16 protein-coding genes are annotated in these 16,032 nt (G+C 67.0%); 4 read left to right on the forward strand and 12 right to left on the reverse strand.

Annotated elements, in window-relative coordinates; all coding sequences use genetic code 11:
- Window positions 1-22 precede the first annotated feature (22 nt).
- Window positions 23-2,578: a CaiB/BaiF CoA-transferase family protein gene (locus BLW05_RS24325; protein WP_177142793.1), complete on the forward strand. Its 2,556-nt coding sequence runs from the start codon at window positions 23-25 to the stop codon at window positions 2,576-2,578.
- Window positions 2,579-2,596: 18 nt separating this feature from the next.
- Here BLW05_RS24325 and BLW05_RS24330 read toward each other — a convergent pair whose 3' ends face one another.
- From BLW05_RS24330 to BLW05_RS24355, 6 genes are read right to left on the reverse strand one after another with little or no spacing between them, the layout of a single operon-like run.
- Entirely contained in the window at window positions 2,597-3,568 is a 972-nt protein-coding gene (locus BLW05_RS24330; RefSeq protein WP_093166143.1) for a Bug family tripartite tricarboxylate transporter substrate binding protein, read from the reverse strand.
- Complete coding sequence (locus BLW05_RS24335) at window positions 3,565-4,155, reverse strand: nuclear transport factor 2 family protein (RefSeq protein ID WP_093166282.1); 591 nt, start codon at window positions 4,153-4,155, stop codon at window positions 3,565-3,567. Before BLW05_RS24335 ends, BLW05_RS24330 begins: the two co-directional genes overlap by 4 nt.
- A 2-nt stretch (window positions 4,156-4,157) precedes the next feature.
- A complete protein-coding gene (locus BLW05_RS24340) occupies window positions 4,158-5,132 on the reverse strand; it encodes a Bug family tripartite tricarboxylate transporter substrate binding protein (RefSeq protein WP_093166144.1) in 975 nt (324 codons plus the stop codon).
- 51 nt (window positions 5,133-5,183) lie between these two features.
- Window positions 5,184-5,579, reverse strand: coding sequence for a Zn-ribbon domain-containing OB-fold protein (locus tag BLW05_RS24345; protein WP_093166145.1), 396 nt, complete (start codon window positions 5,577-5,579; stop codon window positions 5,184-5,186).
- Window positions 5,576-6,757, reverse strand: a complete 1,182-nt coding sequence (locus BLW05_RS24350) for a thiolase family protein (RefSeq protein WP_093166146.1) — start codon at window positions 6,755-6,757, stop codon at window positions 5,576-5,578. Before BLW05_RS24350 ends, BLW05_RS24345 begins: the two co-directional genes overlap by 4 nt.
- A 4-nt stretch (window positions 6,758-6,761) precedes the next feature.
- Window positions 6,762-7,445: a nitroreductase gene (locus tag BLW05_RS24355; protein ID WP_256330474.1), complete on the reverse strand. Its 684-nt coding sequence runs from the start codon at window positions 7,443-7,445 to the stop codon at window positions 6,762-6,764.
- Window positions 7,446-7,578: 133 nt separating this feature from the next.
- On the opposite strand from BLW05_RS24355, the gene BLW05_RS24360 reads away from it, so the two are divergent.
- Window positions 7,579-8,559, forward strand: a complete 981-nt coding sequence (locus tag BLW05_RS24360; protein WP_093166148.1) for a Bug family tripartite tricarboxylate transporter substrate binding protein — start codon at window positions 7,579-7,581, stop codon at window positions 8,557-8,559.
- 19 nt (window positions 8,560-8,578) lie between these two features.
- Here BLW05_RS24360 and BLW05_RS24365 read toward each other — a convergent pair whose 3' ends face one another.
- Both BLW05_RS24365 and BLW05_RS24370 read right to left on the reverse strand, forming a co-directional pair.
- Window positions 8,579-9,142 carry a DUF2889 domain-containing protein gene (locus BLW05_RS24365; protein ID WP_093166149.1) on the reverse strand — a complete coding sequence of 188 codons (564 nt, stop codon included), beginning with the start codon at window positions 9,140-9,142 and terminating at the stop codon, window positions 8,579-8,581.
- Window positions 9,139-10,446 (reverse strand): CaiB/BaiF CoA transferase family protein, encoded by a 1,308-nt coding sequence (locus BLW05_RS24370; RefSeq protein WP_093166150.1) that lies wholly within the window; start codon window positions 10,444-10,446, stop codon window positions 9,139-9,141. Before BLW05_RS24370 ends, BLW05_RS24365 begins: the two co-directional genes overlap by 4 nt.
- Before the next feature lie 93 nt (window positions 10,447-10,539).
- On the opposite strand from BLW05_RS24370, the gene BLW05_RS24375 reads away from it, so the two are divergent.
- A complete protein-coding gene (locus BLW05_RS24375; RefSeq protein ID WP_093166151.1) occupies window positions 10,540-11,058 on the forward strand; it encodes a nuclear transport factor 2 family protein in 519 nt (172 codons plus the stop codon).
- 6 nt (window positions 11,059-11,064) lie between these two features.
- On the opposite strand, the gene BLW05_RS24380 is transcribed toward BLW05_RS24375, so the two are convergent.
- Complete coding sequence (locus tag BLW05_RS24380; RefSeq protein ID WP_093166283.1) at window positions 11,065-12,213, reverse strand: CaiB/BaiF CoA transferase family protein; 1,149 nt, start codon at window positions 12,211-12,213, stop codon at window positions 11,065-11,067.
- Window positions 12,213-12,512, reverse strand: coding sequence for a hypothetical protein (locus BLW05_RS24385; RefSeq protein WP_143044907.1), 300 nt, complete (start codon window positions 12,510-12,512; stop codon window positions 12,213-12,215). The genes BLW05_RS24380 and BLW05_RS24385 overlap by 1 nt, the downstream gene beginning before the upstream one ends.
- A 95-nt stretch (window positions 12,513-12,607) precedes the next feature.
- Here BLW05_RS24385 and BLW05_RS24390 point away from each other — a divergent pair, with 95 nt between their 5' ends.
- On the forward strand, window positions 12,608-13,576 hold the full coding sequence (locus BLW05_RS24390; protein ID WP_093166153.1) for a Bug family tripartite tricarboxylate transporter substrate binding protein: 969 nt from the start codon (window positions 12,608-12,610) through the stop codon (window positions 13,574-13,576).
- Here BLW05_RS24390 and BLW05_RS24395 read toward each other — a convergent pair.
- Together BLW05_RS24395 and BLW05_RS24400 are read right to left on the reverse strand one after the other, a co-directional pair.
- Entirely contained in the window at window positions 13,563-15,311 is a 1,749-nt protein-coding gene (locus tag BLW05_RS24395) for an FAD-dependent oxidoreductase (RefSeq protein WP_093166154.1), read from the reverse strand. The two genes, BLW05_RS24390 and BLW05_RS24395, sit on opposite strands and share 14 nt — an antisense overlap.
- Window positions 15,308-15,979 carry an EthD domain-containing protein gene (locus tag BLW05_RS24400; protein ID WP_093166155.1) on the reverse strand — a complete coding sequence of 224 codons (672 nt, stop codon included), beginning with the start codon at window positions 15,977-15,979 and terminating at the stop codon, window positions 15,308-15,310. Before BLW05_RS24400 ends, BLW05_RS24395 begins: the two co-directional genes overlap by 4 nt.
- Window positions 15,980-16,032 lie beyond the last annotated feature (53 nt).

Genomic DNA, 16,032 nt, shown 5'->3' on the forward strand with positions numbered 1-16,032 from the left:
GCGTGTCCCTATAATATTCTAAATGGTCCAACCATTCAATCATTCAGATAATCCAGGCCTGATCGAGGGCCTGCGCGTTCTCGAACTGTGCGAACCGGAGGCCGAGTACTGCGGCCTGCTCTTGGCCGGGCTCGGTGCCCACGTCACGAAGATCGAACCCCTCGCGGGCGCAGCCTCGCGGTGCATGCCGCCCTTGTCGCAGGAGGGGCGTTCGCTCTATTTCCATGCCTACAACCGTGACAAGGACTCCGTGCTGCTGGACCTGCCCGGCTCGCCCGCACGTGCTTCGCTGCTGGCGCTGCTGGAGGAGGCCGATGTGTTCCTCTGCGGCAGCCTGTCTCAGTTGGAATCCGCCACGGGCCTTGCGCTGGCGGAAATCGCCCGCCGCTTCCCCGCTCTGATCACCGCGCGCATCACCCCGTTCGGCGACGACGGGCCCTGGAAGGACTTTCGCGGCAGCGATCTCATCCACCTGGCGCTGGGCGGCGTGATGATGAACACGGGCTACGACCCCGATCCGCAAGGCCGCTACGACCTGCCTCCCATCACGCCGCAGGCCTTTCACGCCGGGCACATCGCGTGCGAACAGACGCTGATCGGCATCCTCGGCGCCTTGATGCATCGCGAACGTACCGGCGAAGGCCAGGACGTGAGTTGCGCAATACACACCGCGGTGTCGGTCTCCACCGAGATGGACCTGATGTCCTGGGTCATGCGCGCCGCGCACCAGCAGCGACAGACTTGCCGGCACTCCGCCGAGTTGCCCAACATCACCACGCCGCTTGCGCAGACCAAGGACGGACGCTGGAACCTCGGCTGGATGGTGACTGCGGCGGACGAGAAGAAGCTCGTGGAGTTCCTCGCGTCCCGCGATATGGCCTACGACCTCACGGGCCCCGACCCGACGCGCGATCCGAAGAAGCGCGACGTGCCGGGTGCCACGGCTTTCGACGAACACAAGGCCCATGTGTTCGAAGTGGTGCAGCGCTTCGTGCGCAGCTTCCGCTTCCGCGACCTGCCCTGGGAAGCGGCGCAGGCGCATGGCCTGATGTGGGCACCACTTCGCAAGCCGCACGAGAACCTCGACGACCCGCACTGGGCCGCGCGCGGCACCTACGCATGGATCGACGGGCTGCCCTATCCGCGCAGCAAGTGGATCGGATCGACCACCGCATGGGTGGCCGATCGCGCAGCACCGCAACCCGGCGAGCAGCGGCGCTCGCAAGCTCCGACCCCGAAGGACGAACCGGAGCCTGGTCGCAAGGCCCCGACGACCGACGGGCGAAGCGAACGCTCCGCGCGCGGCAGGCCTTTCGCACTGCAGGGCATCCGCATCCTCGACTTCTCCTGGTTCCTCGCATCCGCGGGCGGCACGCGCATGGTGACGGCGCTCGGCGCGGAATGCATCAAGGTCGAGTGGAAGGACAACCTCGACAGCCGACTGGGCGCGATGGCGCCGGTCGGCGGTCGCGAGGCACGCCGGCATGCGACAAGCCCGCTGCAAGGCGTCGACGACCCGACCATGGGCGGCCACTACAACCACAAGAACGCCGGGAAGCGCGGCCTCTCGCTCAACATTCGCGACCCGCGAGGACTGGAGATCGCACGGAAGCTGGTGGCAGTCAGCGATGTGGTGGCCGAAGGCTTCTCGCCCGGCGTCATGGACCGCTGGGGGCTGGGCTACGAGGCGATGAAGCGCATTCGCCCGGACATCGTCTACGTGCAACAGTCGGGCATGGGCGCGCATGGACGCTATGGCCGCATGCGCACTGTCGGCCCGATCGCTGCCGCGTTCACCGGCATCAGCGAGATGTCCGGCCTTCCCGAGCCCGCGCCACCGGCGGGCTGGGGCTATTCGTACCTCGACTGGATGGGCGCCTATGGCTTCGCGCAGGCCATCCTCGCCGGCCTGGTGCACCGCGAGCGCACGGGGCAGGGTCAATGGATCGATGCCTCGCAATGCGAGTCCGGGCTGATGCTCACCGGCGTGCAGTGCCTGGAGTGGGCGCTGCATCGCAAGCCTTTCACGCGGACCGGCAATCGCTCGCCCTACGTGCCCGCGGCGCCGCATGGTGCCTATCGCTGCGCGGGCGAGGACCGATGGATCGCGATTGCCTGCTTCGACGATCGCGATTGGCAAGCTCTGGTGCGCGCCGCCGGCGAATCCGAGGCCTTGCGTGACCCCCGCTTCGCCACGCTTGCATCTCGCATTGCGCATCAGGACGCGCTGGACGAAGCGGTCGAGAACTGGACCCGCACGCAGGAGCGCTACGCCTGCATGGCGCTGCTGCAATCGCACGGCGTCGCGGCGGGCGTGTGCCAGACCGCGGAAGACCGCTGCGAGTTCGACCCGCAGCTCGCGCAGCAACAGTGGATGACCGAGGTGACGGCGCCGCGCATCGGCACCTGGCCGATCACCGAACTGCCTGCACGGCTGTCGAGAACGCCCACCCATGTCGGCGGCCTGCCGCAACGCGGCGCACCCGTCTATGGCGAGGACAACGAGTACGTGCTCGGTGAGCTCCTCGGCTATGCGAGCGCGGAGATCCGCGCCTTCGAGCGCGACGGCGTGATCTGAGCCGCAGAGCCCACCGCCTCAGTCGAGGTGAATGTTCGTCGACTGGATGAACTTCTTCCAGCGCGCGCTGTCGGCCTGGATCGTCTTCTGCAGATAGGCCGCGCTAGTGTCCTCGGCTGGATCGACGCCCACGTCGCGCATTCGCCGGCGCACCGTGGGGTCGGCCAGCATCTTCGCGATCTCCGTGTTCAGCCGCTGCACCGCTTCGGGCGGCGTGCCTGCAGGCGCGCAGATGCTGTACCACGTATCGACCACGAAGCCCTTCACGCCTTCCTCCTCCATCGTCCGCAGCTCGGGTGCAGCGCCCAGGCGGGTGCGGCCGGTGACGGCCAGCGCACGCAGCTTGCCGCTGCGCACCTGCGGCAGCACCGAGGTGTCGACGAACAGGAAGTCGATTTGCCCGCCAAGCAGATCCACGATGGCCGGACCGGCGCCCTTGTACGGAACGTGCACCACCGGCGCACCGGTGAGCTGGCGGAACATTTCGCCCGAGAGGTGCGGCGTGGACCCGTTGCCGGCCGAGCCGTAGTTCACCTTGCCCGGATTGGCCTTGGCGTAGGCGATCAGGTCCTTCACCGAGCGCACCGGGCTCGACGCATTGACCACCAGCACGTTCGCGTTGGTGAAGATCATCGACACCGGCGCGAAGTCCTTGACCGGATCGAAGGGCAGCTTCGAATACAGATGCGGATTGATGGCCATGGTGCTGTTGACCGCCATCAGCAGTGTGTAGCCGTCCGGCTGCGCCTTGGCCACGTAGGCAGCGCCGAGCGCGCCGTTGGCGCCGGCCTTGTAGTCGACCACGACGTTCTCGCCCAGCTTGGGAGTGAGCGCCTCGCTGACGATGTTGCCGAAGGTGCTGCCCATGCCGCCCGGCGGATAGGGAACGATCAACATGACCAGCTTGTCGGGATAGGCGGCCAGCGCGGGCCACGCGGCTCCGGCAGCCAGCGCACCAAGGCCGAAGCGAAGGAATTCCTTTCGGTTCATGGTCGAATCCCCAACGCCTGGCGTTCCTGGAAGATGAAGTCGTCCTGGTTGCGGCGGCCCGTCTGTTGCGAGGCCGGCGGGTTCGGCTGATTGGCAGGCACCGGCACGAACTGTTTCCAGTCCGCGACCAGCGTGCGTCGCGCGATCTTCCAGCGACGGTCCTCGCGCCGCTCGAAACGGTCGACGTAGCGCGAGCAGGTCATGAGGTCCATGCCGCCACCATCGGCGCCTGCCTTGCCGCCGGCGAGCTGGTCCAGCGCAGCGCGCGCCTCGGCCGGGTAGCGCTGGGTGGTGCGAACGTAGGTCTCCACCAAGGCGAGGTCGGGGCCGGCGAACTCGATCAGCAGGTTGCTCACCGCATGCATCGAGAAAGGAATGGCCGCATGGCGGCTTCGAATCCAGTCGATCAGCCCATCCACCGGGCCGTCGTAGGCACCATGCATGTCCGTCGCGTCGGGATGAAAGACATCGCGGATGCCGCTGAAGTCCAGCCGGTCCACTGCGCGGCACCAGCGGTACATGCAGTCCTGGATCTGCATGCGATCGGCGATGCGCTCGGGCGAGTAGTCGTCGAGGGTGTTGCTCATCATCATTCCGCCTCGATGCCTGCCTTGGTGATCACGGCAGTCCACAGTGCATGATCGCGCGCCATCATGTCGCCGAAGCTCGCGGAGTCGCCGGGGTGCGGGAACATGCCCAGCACTTTGAGCTTGTCCTGCACCGCGGGCTCGGCGATCGACTTGTTCAGCGCGTCGTTGAGCTTCGCAATCACTGCGGGAGGCGTTCCCGCCGGTGCCGACAAGCCGAAGAAGGCGTTCACTGCGAAGTTGGGTAGGGTCTCGGAGATCGCGGGCACATCGGGCAGCAGCGGGCTGCGCTTTTCGCTCGACACCGCGAGCATGCGCACGCGGCCCGCACTGACAAAGGCATTGATCGCATCCGACGGCGTGGTCAGCGCCACCTTCACGTCGCCCGCGAGCACCGCGTTGACCGCCTGCGACGCGCCCTGGTAGGGCACGAAGACCATCTTCAGTCCGGCCGCCTGATTGAAGGATTCCGTCGCCAGATGCGCCAGCGACCCGCGACCGGCCGACGAGAACTCCAGCTTTCCGGGATTGGCCTTCGCGTAGTCGACGAGTTGCCTGATGTTGGTGGCCGGCACGACCGGGTTGAGAAGGAACACCATCGGCGTGGTGGCAATCAGCCCCACTGGCGCGAGATCCTTCTGCGAGTCGTAGTTGGCCGCCTTCTGCAGCATCGGCGTGGTAACGGTCGAGTTGCCCACCTGCAGCAGCGTGTAGCCATCGGCCTGCGAATTCTTGACGAACACCGTGCCCATCGAGCCGCTTGCACCCAGGCGGTTCTCCACGATGATCGGTTGCCCGAGACGTCGCTGCAGAGGCTCCTGCAGCGTACGGATGAGCACGTCGCCGGTGCCGCCCGCGGCGAAGGGCACGATGATCTTGATCGGCCGGCTCGGAAAGGTGTCGGCCTGCGCGCTGCCCAGCGCCAACGCGGAAAGCGCGAGCGCCGACATGGCCAGCCATTGGCGTCGGAACATCATGGTTTGTCTCCTGGGATCGTGTAATGAAGAAACGCGAAAGCGGCGCGCCGTTCAGCTCGACGGCCTGAACACCGGGAAGGCGCGCCGCGAGTCGGGGTGGCTCCAGTCCACCTCCACCGCCTGGCCGATGGCCAGGTCGTCGTAGCGCGCATGGATGCGGGCGAGCATGCGCGGGCCTTCGGCCAGCTGCACCAGCGCCATCGGGTAGGGCACCGCGCCGGCCAGATGCGGCGGACCGACGCGACTCAGCGTGAGCGCGAAGATCACGCCGCGGCCGCTGGCCTCGCGCCATTCGGTGCCGGCTTCGCTCCAGAGGCTTTGCGGACGCGGATAGAACTGCGCGCGTCCGTTGCTGCGATCGAACTGCAGCATCAGGCGGCCGTCGCGCAGGCCTTCGATGAACGGAGCGCCCACATCTGGGGGCAGGTCGGTCATGGTCGTGCTCATCGGCTTCGCTCCAGAAGCATCACCGTGCTGGTGCCCCAGGTACGGGCGTACTGGATCACACCGATGCCCGATAGCATCGCGTTGCTGGCATCGCGGACCTGTCGCTCGCCGGCCTCGCCGAACATCTGGCGGAGGCACTCGACCAGGTTGACACCGCCTCCGGCAAGTCCAGGTTGGCCTGCAGAGATCTGGCCGCCGCCCGTGTTCAGCGGCAACTCGCCACGCCAGGTCATGTCGTGCGCCTTGACGAACGCGCCGCCCTCGCCCGGGCCGCAGAAGCCGGTCTGTTCCAACTGCAGGATCAGCGCGATCAGGAAATCGTCATACCAGTGCAGCATCTTCACATCGGCGGGCTTCCATCCCACCGCATTGAATGCACGCGGCGCGACATCGGTGAAGCCAGTGCGCAGCATGTCGCCAGACGCCTCGGTCGGATCGAAGTTGATGCGCTCGGCGTACGCGACCGGATGCACCAGCTTCTGGAAGCCCATCTCTCGGGCACGGCGCGTGGACATCACCAGCACCGCGCTCGCGCCGTCGCAGCGCATCACGCAGTCGAGGATGCGCAATGGATCGGACACGATCTTTGAATCAAGGTACTCCTGCTCCGTCAACGGACGGCGCAGCGCGTCGCAGGCGTTCTCATTGAGCAGCGCGCCCTCGCGCTGGGTCACTGCCAGCTTCGCCAATGCGTCGTGCGGCAATCCGTAGCGCTGGTCGTACACGCTGGACAGCAGCGCGAAGGCCGACAACGGTCCCGCATAGCCCGCCGGGTCGCAGTACTCGGTGCGATGGCCCGACTGCACCGAACGGTCGACGGTGGACACCGCGTCCGATGCAAGGCACAGCACGATGTCGCACAGCCCCGCCTGGATGGCGGCCGCCGCGCGCGCGATGTTGCCGCCCGAGGATGCGCCGCCGATCTCGGTCGCCTGGCACCAGGTGACCGACAGGCCCAGCCCTTCGGCCAGCAGGTTGCTGTAGAACGGGTTGCCGCCTTCGCTCATGGCCAGCGTGGTGGCAAAGCCATCGATGCCTGCGCGCTCGATGCCGGTCTGCGCGATCAGCCGGTCGACGGCTTCGCCTGCCAGCGAGAGCGCGGTGCGTCCGCTGCGGCGCACCAGCCTGGTTTCGGCGTAGCCGACGATCGCGATGCTGCGGTCTGCGAGTGACTTCATGCCATCACGCGTCCACGAAATGGACCGCCTGCTCGACCGTCGCGCGTGAGGTTCGATAGCTGTTGGCAGGATGCGCGGTGTCCTCGTAGCCGAAAGAGATGCCGCACACCATCAGGCGTTCCTTCGCGATCCCCAGTTCCTGCTTGACGAGTGCACTCTGGTGCGCGAGCGCGGCCTGCGGAATCGCCGCCAGCCCATGGGCCTGCATCGCGAGCAGCACCACTTGCACATAGCCGCCCACATCGACCGCACCGTAGACACCAAGGCCCGGGTCGCTGGTCAGGATGGCGACGTGCGGCGCACCGAAGAGCCGGAAGTTCTCGAGTGTCTGGCGCGCATAGCCTTCCCTGTCCCCGCGCTCGACGCCGACCGCGCTGTAGAGCTGGAAGCCGCATTCGCGCCGACGCTCCAGGTAGACGCCGCGGTACTCCTGAGGAAAAGGAAAGTCGGTGCCGCCGCCCCCGCCTGCGCGCTCCGCCGCGAGCAACTTTGCACGCAGGCGCTCGGTTGCCTCGCCCGAGGTCACGCTGACTTGCCAGGCCTGCGAGTTGCACCACGAGGCGGCGCGCTGCGCGGTGCGCAGGACCGATTCGATGGTGGCGCGCTCCACCGGTTTCTGCAGGAAGGCGCGACAGCTGTGTCGCTGCGTGAGCAGCGAATCCAGCACCTGGGCGGGCGTGGAGTGCATCGTGGATTCGATTATTGGTTGCATATTTGAATGGTAGGACCAATATAATGATATTTCCTGACCGAGTCAAACCAGCCCGGTTCGGCCGACGTTATCCGCGGGCCCATTCACCCATTCAACGAAGGAGACACCCATGACCGAGTGCCGCATCCGGCGCCGCACACTGCTTGCCGCCGGCGCCGCCGCCATTGCTGCCCGGCCACTCTGGGCGGAGGAGCCGTTCCCGTCGCGCCCCATCAAGATCCTCGTGGGCGCCGGCGCCGGCGGCACCACGGATATCACCGCGCGCCTCGTGGGTGACAAGATGGGCAAGCTGCTCGGTCAACCCGTGGTGATCGACAACAAGCCAGGCGCCTCGGGGACGCTCTCGGTGGCGCAGACGGTGCGTGCGCCGGTCGACGGCTACACGCTGGTGTGGGTCGGCAACAGCGTGATGGCGATCTCGCCCTATCTCTACAAGAACCCCGGCTACGACGTGAAGACGCTGATCCCGGTGGGACAGGCCACCACCTCGGGCTTCATCCTGGTCGCTTCGCCGACGCTCGGCGTCAACAACGTGAAGGAACTCGTGGCTTACGGCAAGGCGCATCCCGGACAACTCAGCTTCGGCTCCAACGGCGTCAACGGCAGCCTGCATCTGCTGGCCGAGTTGCTCAAGAGCGAGGCCGGCTTCGACGCGCTGCATGTGCCCTACAAGGGTGGGGCGGAATCGGCGAGCGCCATCCTGGGCGGCAACATCCAGTTCCTGTTCGACGCGTTGTCGTCCAACATTCCGCTCGTGCGCTCGGGCAAGCTCAAGGCGCTGGCCGTGACCGGACCCCAGCGCGAGAAGGAACTTCCCGAAGTACCGACCATGGCCGAGCAAGGCTACCCCGGCATGACGACGGAAGTGTTCTTCGGTCTCGTGGCGCCGCCCGGAACACCCCATGCAGTGGTGATGAAGCTCAACGAGACGATGGGCAAGGCGCTGGAGGACCCCGCCGTCCGCGAAGCCCTGCAGCGCTCGGGCAACGAACCGAAGTTCAGCACGCCGCAGCAGTTCCGCGCGCTGGTCGACAAGGAAGGCGCACGCTTCGGGGCCTTGCTGCAAGCGAAGGGCATCCAGCCGGAATGAGACCTGCGGCCCGCGGCGCTCAGGCGCCGCGGTCGCCCCAGCGAATGATCGCGGGCTCACCACCGCGGCGCAGGCCGTGGCAGGAACCCAACAGGCGATCGGCGGACTTCGGGTCTTCGATCGGCTCTCCGCGCTGCACGCGGCGGCGTTCGAGCGCCGGATTGATCGCCTGGAATGCGGTCGTGGCCATGGGGCCGAGCAGTTCGGTCAGGTGCGTGCAGCCTTGCTCGCCTGAGAACAACGACTTCACCGCCTTGGTGAAGCCGCCCTTGATCTGCAGCCCGACCAATTGCTTGTAGGCGGCATTGATGCCGCTGCAGTCCGCATAGGGCACCTGATGCGAGCAGGCTTCCGCCGCCACGATGGTGAAGCGATCGTCCAGCGTGATGCGCAGCGACATCAGGTGAACCGGATCGCCAGCCTGGCGCGGCGCATTGCCACGAGAACCGTCCTGGGCGAACTCGCGCACATCCGACAGGCGACCCTCGATGTCGAAGAGGCCGTCCTCGCGCTCCCACCCCGTGCACTCCACCCGGCGCGTGTGCAGCAATGCGCGCGGTGCTGCGGGTGAGAGTTGCTTCATCCCGCGGTCGCCTCCGCGGTAGCCGGCGCGGGCCGGCGCGCCACGGCAGGTTCCAGCGCGCCACTGGCCTGCAACGCCGCGATGCGCGCGTCGTCGTAGCCGAGCACTTCAGTCAGCACCTCGTTCGTGTGCTGGCCCACCGCGGGCGCGGCCTTCGGGTCCGCCAGTGGTGTGCCCGAGTAGAGGATCGGCAGGCGTACGTTGGGAATCCAACCCAGCGTTGGATGCTCGACGCGCGTGACGAGGCCGCGCTCCTTCGCCTCGGGCGAGCGCAGTGCATCACCGACGCTGCGCACCTCGCCGCAGGGAATCTGCGCGGCGCGCATGCGCGGCTGCCAGTACGACCATGGATGCTGCACGAACAGTTCCTCCAGCAGCTTGAAGATCTCGTCGCGCTTGCCCATGCGGCCGTTGCGATCCGAGTAGACGGGGTCGTTCGCCAGGTCCGGCCGCTCAAGCACCTGCGCCGCGAGGCGATGGAAGATCTTGTCGTTGCCGCAGTTGATGTAGAAGGGTTTGTCCTGGCTCATGAACACGCCCGAGGGGCAAGTGTCAGGGCTGGTGTTGCCGTGGCGCTGCGGATGCGCGCCGGTGTAGAGGTGCTGCATGGCGGCGTAGCCCGTCATCAGCACCGCGTTGTCGAACAGCGCGATCTCGATCTGCTGCCCTTGCCCCGTCCGCGCACGGGCCAGCAACGCGCCCAGAATGGCATTGCAGGCCATCATCGCGGTGCTGATGTCGACCACCGGCGACAGCGTGCGCACGCCCTGGCGGTCGGGATAGCCGTTCATCGAGATGAAGCCGCTTTCCGCCTGCGCGATCGGATCGAAGCCCAGGCGATCGCTGAAGGCGCCCTCGCGGCCATACGCCGAGACCGAGCAATAGATGATCTGTGGATTGATCTTCTTCACGCTGGCGTAGTCGAGTCCGAAACGTTCCATCACGCCCGTCGAGAAGTTCTCGCACAGCACGTCGGCCTGCGCGATCAGTTCCTTCACGACGGCCACGCCTTCCGGGCTCTTGAGATTGAGCGCCACGCTGCGCTTGTTGCGGTTGCCCCATGCATAGGGCGCACCTTGCGCCGGTGCCTCGGCGGGAACCGGTGGGTAGTGGCGGAATTCATCCCCGCGTCCGGGCGTCTCCACCTTGATGACATCCGCGCCCATGTCGCCAAGGATCATGGTGGCGAAAGGACCTGCAAGGAAGTGGCTGAAGTCGATGACGCGGATGCCCTCCAGCGCCACGGGCGCATCGGCAGGGCGTGGCGTGTGAACCGGGAAGTCGTTTTCGAGGCGTTCGAACATGAGGGCGACCCTAAAGTATCATTGGTAAGACCATTATACTTACGCAATTCTCAAAGCGTCAACGCATTCATCGCATTCATCGAAGGAGCACGCATGCCAGAGACCGATCCGTCGCTTCAACGCCTGATGGCCGCGCAGGCCATTGCAGAGACCAAGGCACGCTATTGCCGGTACATCGACACCAAGCAGTGGTCGCGGCTCGCCTCGCTGTTCATGCCCGACTGCCGCTTCGAAGGACTTGGCTCCGCCCCCGCCGGCGCGGACGTGGCGACATTCGTGCAGGGCGTGTCGACGCGGCTCGCGAACACGATCTCCGTGCATCACTGCCACATGCCGGAGATCCGCCTGCTGGGGCCCGCTCATGCGCGGGTGATCTGGGCGATGGAGGACTACGTCGACTGGACCGACGGCAGCACCGTGAAGGAGGCGCCGGGCAGCCGCGGGTTTCGCGGCTACGGTCACTACGAAGAGGAGTACCGCGAGGTCGACGGCGAATGGAAGATCAGCTTCCTGCGCCTCACCCGGCTGCGCATCGATCCTGTCGATGCATCGCAGCCGCCGGCCCTGAAGGGCCAACGGCAGGCAACGCCTGATTGGCTCGATACGGACTGAGGCGCCTCAGGAAATCACGCCGCGCGCAACCAGCGCATCAACCTCTTCCGCCGACAGGCCCCAGCCCCGAAGCGCAGCCTTTGCGTCCACCCCTGGCGCGACGCCAGCCTCCGGCGTGGCGCTCGGCGTTCGCGAGAAGCGCGGGGCAGGCGCAGGCTGCACATGCCCATCGATCTCGATGAAGGTGCGACGCGCCACGTTGTGCGGATGCGCCGCGGCCTCGCGCAGGTCGAGCACGGGCGCATAGCAGACCTCGGCCGATTGCAGCAGCGCGCTCCATTCGTCGCGGGTGCGTGTGCGGAAGATGGCGGCCAACCGCTCGCGCAGTTCGGGCCAGTTCGCGGGATCCGCGCGGTCCGGCACCGGGTCCCGGTCCAGTCCGGTGAGACGCAGCAGCTCCGCATAGAACTTCGGCTCGGCCGAGCCGACGGAAACGTACTTGCCCTCTTTTGTCTCGTACACGCCGTAGTGCGGCGCCGCGCCGCCGAGCGTCGAGCGCCCGCGGCCTGGCCACTTGCCGCCGGCCATGTAGCCGTAGAAGTAGGTCATCAGCGAAGCGGCGCCATCGACCATCGCGGCATCGACGACCTGGCCCTTGCCCGATCGCGCGGCCTCGATCAGTCCGCAGGCAATGCCGAAGGCGAGGTACATGCCGCCGCCGCCGAAGTCGCCCGCGAGGTTCAGCGGCAAGACGGGTGGGCCATCGGCAGGGCCGATGGCACCGAGCACGCCGGCCAGTCCGATGTAGTTGATGTCATGGCCCGGCGCCTGCGCGAGTGGGCCCTCCTGCCCCCAGCCGGTCATGCGGCCGTAGACCAGGCGCGGATTGAGTGCCAGGCATTCGTCTGGCCCCAGCCCCAGCCGCTCCATCACGCCGGGACGAAATCCTTCGATCAGCGCATCGGCCCCGCCAATGAGCCGCCGCGCCAGATTCACCCCATCCTCGGTCTTGAGGTCCAGCGCGATCGAGCGCCGGTTGCGATCGGTGAACCAATACTGCTGCGGCATGGGACGCGCGGCAGGGTCGGGCCGATCGATGCGCAGCACCTCTGCGCCCATGTCGGCCAGCATCATCGCGGCGAAGGGGCCGGGCGCGAGGCCCGCCATTTCCACGACCCGCAAGCCTGCCAGGGGGCCCTGTCGCGCGACCGCCATCAATGCGCCCCGGTGGCGCCGGCCGGCACGATGGTCTCCATCTGCCGCGACGCGCGGGTGCGGGTGCTGCCCGGCACTTCGCGCACGAAAGTGCCCGTGCCGTCGACGCAATAGCCGCCATCGGGCAGCTCATCCAGCAGGCCGCCGGTCGCGGTGAGCAGCATGTCCCACAGCTCGATCCAGGCGCCGTCGCGTTCTTCCTCCCACACGTAGCGGGTCACACGGTAGGTCCGGCCGCGCGCGTCCTCGACATCGAACTGGCGCTCAGCCACGGTGCGGGTGGCGGGGGGTGTATTCATCGGCTCGATCATACGCCGCCCGTGGTCTTTTGGTAAGACCTATAGACATTTAGGCCAATTCGGCCGATCATCCCGCCCCACAAGGAGACTGAGTCATGTATCGCCGAACCCTCATCGCGGGCGCCCTGCTCGCCGCCGTGGCCGCAAGCGCGCCCGCACTGGCCCAGGATCGCTGGCCGGATCGTCCCATCAAGTTCATCGTGCCCGCCGCCGCGGGCGGCACCAACGACGTGCTCGGCCGCTATATCCAGGAGCCCCTGCAGAAGCTGCTCGGCCAACCCGTGGTGATGGATTACAAGCCCGGCGCCGGCGGCGCGATCGCCTCGCAGTATGTCGTACAGCAACCGGCCGACGGCTACACCTTCCTCCTGCATGGCAGCGGCCTCGTGACGGTCCCTCTCGTGCAGCGCAAACCGAGCTACGACGCGCTAAAGGACTTCGTGCCGGTCACGTTGCTCGGCACCTCGCCAATGGTGCTGATGACGAATCCATCAATGCCCGACACACTTGCGAAATTCGTGCAGCAGGCTCGTGCCACCCCGGGTTCCCTCGAGTGGGGCGCCTCGGCGCTGGGCGGCGTCGGCCAGCTTGCAATGGAGGCCTTCCACGAGGCAGCCGGCATCCACAAGATGGTGATGGTGCCCTACCCCGGCGCGGGGCCGTCCGCCCAGGCGCTTCTCGCCGGCCAGACCAAATACATGCTCTCGACCCCGTCGTCCGTGACCTCCGGGTTCGTCAAGGACGGCAAGATGCGCATCCTTGGCGTGTCGACCGCCCAGCGCAGTCCGTTGCTGCCCGACGTGCCCAGCATCTCGGAAGTGGTTCCGGGCTACGACACCCAGACGTGGTTCGGCCTTGTCGCGCGTACCGGCACACCGCCGCAAGTGATCTCGAAGATGGCTGACGCAATCGCCAAGGTGCTCGCGCAGCCGGACATGCAGGAGAAGTTCCGCGCGGTCTACGTGGTCCCGAAGAGCGGCACGAAGGCGCTGGGCGACATCATCGTGTCCGACCACACCTTGTGGGCCAAGGTGGTGAAGGACAACAACATCACGATGGACTGAGCACCGCGGCCTCGCCCGGCGCCACCGTTGACGCGCCGGTGCGTCCCGCCATGAATTCGGCAGCGACGAAGCCGAAGGTCATTGCCGGACCGAGCGTGATGCCGCCGCCCGGGTAACCACCGCCCATCACGCTGGCGTTGTCGTTGCCTGCAGCGAATAGGCCCTCGATCGGGCGGCCCTGCCCGTCGAGCACCCGTGCATGCGCGTCGGTGCGAATGCCGGCGAAGGTGCCCAGGTCGCCCATCACGATCTTCACTGCATAGAACGGCCCCTCTACGACCGGTGCCACGCAGGGGTTGGGCTGATGTGTGCGGTCACCGAGGAAGCGGTTGTAGACGCGCCAGCCACGGCGGAACTGCAGGTCCTTGCCGTCGACGGCACCGGCGTTGTAGGTGGCCACCGTCTCCTGCAGTTGCGCCGAATCGATGCCCGCCTTTGCCGCCAGCTCGGCCAGCGTGGCGCCGCGAAGCAGATAGCCCGAGCGCAGGTGCGAACCGAGCGGGAGCGGGAAGGGCTTCACGAAGCCCAGCCCATACCGGCGGATCGTGCGGTGATCCGCAATCAGCCACGCTTCCACCTCGGCCCCGTCTGCACAGGCCTTTTGCATCTGTACGCCCACGTCGTGGTACGAGTCGGCTTCATTGACGAAGCGCTGGCCACGGCGGTTGACCGCGATCACGCCCGGCTTGTAGCGATCGATGAGGTGCGGGAACACGCCCGTGATGCCATTGCTGTGCGGCACCCGCGAAACCGGAATCCATGCCCCTGCGTTCGGCAGGTCGCGCGCGACTTGTCCGCCGACCGATTCGGCAAGCCGCAGGCCATCGCCGGTGTTGCCGGGCGGTGCGGGGGAATGATGCTCGTGGCCGGTGGGCGCATGCGGGAACAACTCGGCCCGGCGAGCCACGTCTTGCGGAAAGCCGCCGGCTGCGAGCACTACGCCGCGGCGCGCGCGCACCTGCACCTGCTGTCCGTCGCGGCGCCCCACCATCACGCCGCTGACGCGCTCGCCGTCGCGAAGCAACGCGACGGCAGGCGATTGCAGCCACAGCGGGATATCCAGTGCAAACGCGCTCTTGGCCAGGCGGGCGGCGAGCGCGTTGCCATTGGTCAGCCGCATCGCACGGCCGTGCACCAGCATCTCTTTCGCATGCGTGAGCAGACGTCGGGCCACGTACGCGGCCGAGTGCAGCGAGCGGGTCACGTTGAAGAAGTGCGAGATCTCCGCGCTGGAGTTGAACATCATCCCGACGAACGTGATCTCGCGTAGCGGCGGCCGCAACTGCCGGACGCGATCGCCCAACTCCCGGCCATCCATCGGCGCCGCCATGATCGAGCGCCCCGCCGTGCGGCCGCCCGGGCTCTCGGCGTGATAGTCCGGGTAATCGGGCAGCGGAATCAGTTGCACGTCCGTGTGACGCACGAAGAAGTCCACCATGCGCGGACCGTGCGTCAGGAAGGCATCCACACGCGGGGTGTCGTAGTACGCACCGCACTCGTGGCGAAGATAGGTGCGCGCATCCTCCGGCGAATCCGGCTCCGGCCTGAAGGTGGAGATCGGGTTGTTCGGAATCCACAGCACACCGCCGGATCGCGCCGTCGTGCCGCCGTAGCAGGGCTCCTTCTCGATGACCAGCACTTCCAGCCCGAGCTTCTTCGCGGCCACGGCTGCGGCCAGGCCGCCGGCACCGCTGCCGACCACCACCACGTCCACTTCGTCGAGATGCTCATTCATGATGCGCGGGTGCCCTGCACCAGCAGCGTGACGATGCCCGCCAGGAGCGCACGGCCATCGTCGCGGAGCGGCAGACGCGCGTCGGTCGAATAGGATTCCAGCATCGCGCGCTCGCCGGCGAAGCAGACCTCGGCGATGCCGTCGACCTGCAGGCTGTCATATTCCGCTGGCTGGCCGTCGGCGCCGAAGCGTGCCGTCACCAGGTTCTGGACATAGCCATCGACCCGCGGCAGTTGCTTCACCAGATCGGCATGCCGTCCGAACCACGCGTCGCGGAAGGCGTCAGGCCTGGCCGCCGCACGGCGCAGCAGCATCCAGCGGCGGAAGCCGCCTTCGATTGCGCCATGCACCGGTGCAATCGGCACGTTGGAGCAAGCATCGAACGCATACAGGCGCTCGCCCGACTCTTCGACTGCGGCCATGAAAGCGCGCCATTGCGCTCCGGCTTGCGCCCGGGCCTGGGCGGCCGGATCGGCAAAGCTGGATTCGACGATGGTGTGGATGCGCTCGGCGTCCGGCACGATAGGCCGACGCGCCTGGTCCTCGGTCACCGAATCGGTCGGGATGTGCCGCAGCACGCGGTAGATGTGCGCCTGCGCATCCGGCAGGCGAGGCAATGCGGCGTGAACGGCGGCGTCGCCGGCGAGGCAAAGAATGTGAGTCGACATGACTGGCGGCCTATTTTGGTCGCATTATTGTATGGTTCTACCATTTACATCAC

Origin of the sequence: Variovorax sp. YR216 (assembly GCF_900107745.1) — a bacterium.
Classification (GTDB): domain Bacteria; phylum Pseudomonadota; class Gammaproteobacteria; order Burkholderiales; family Burkholderiaceae_C; genus Variovorax.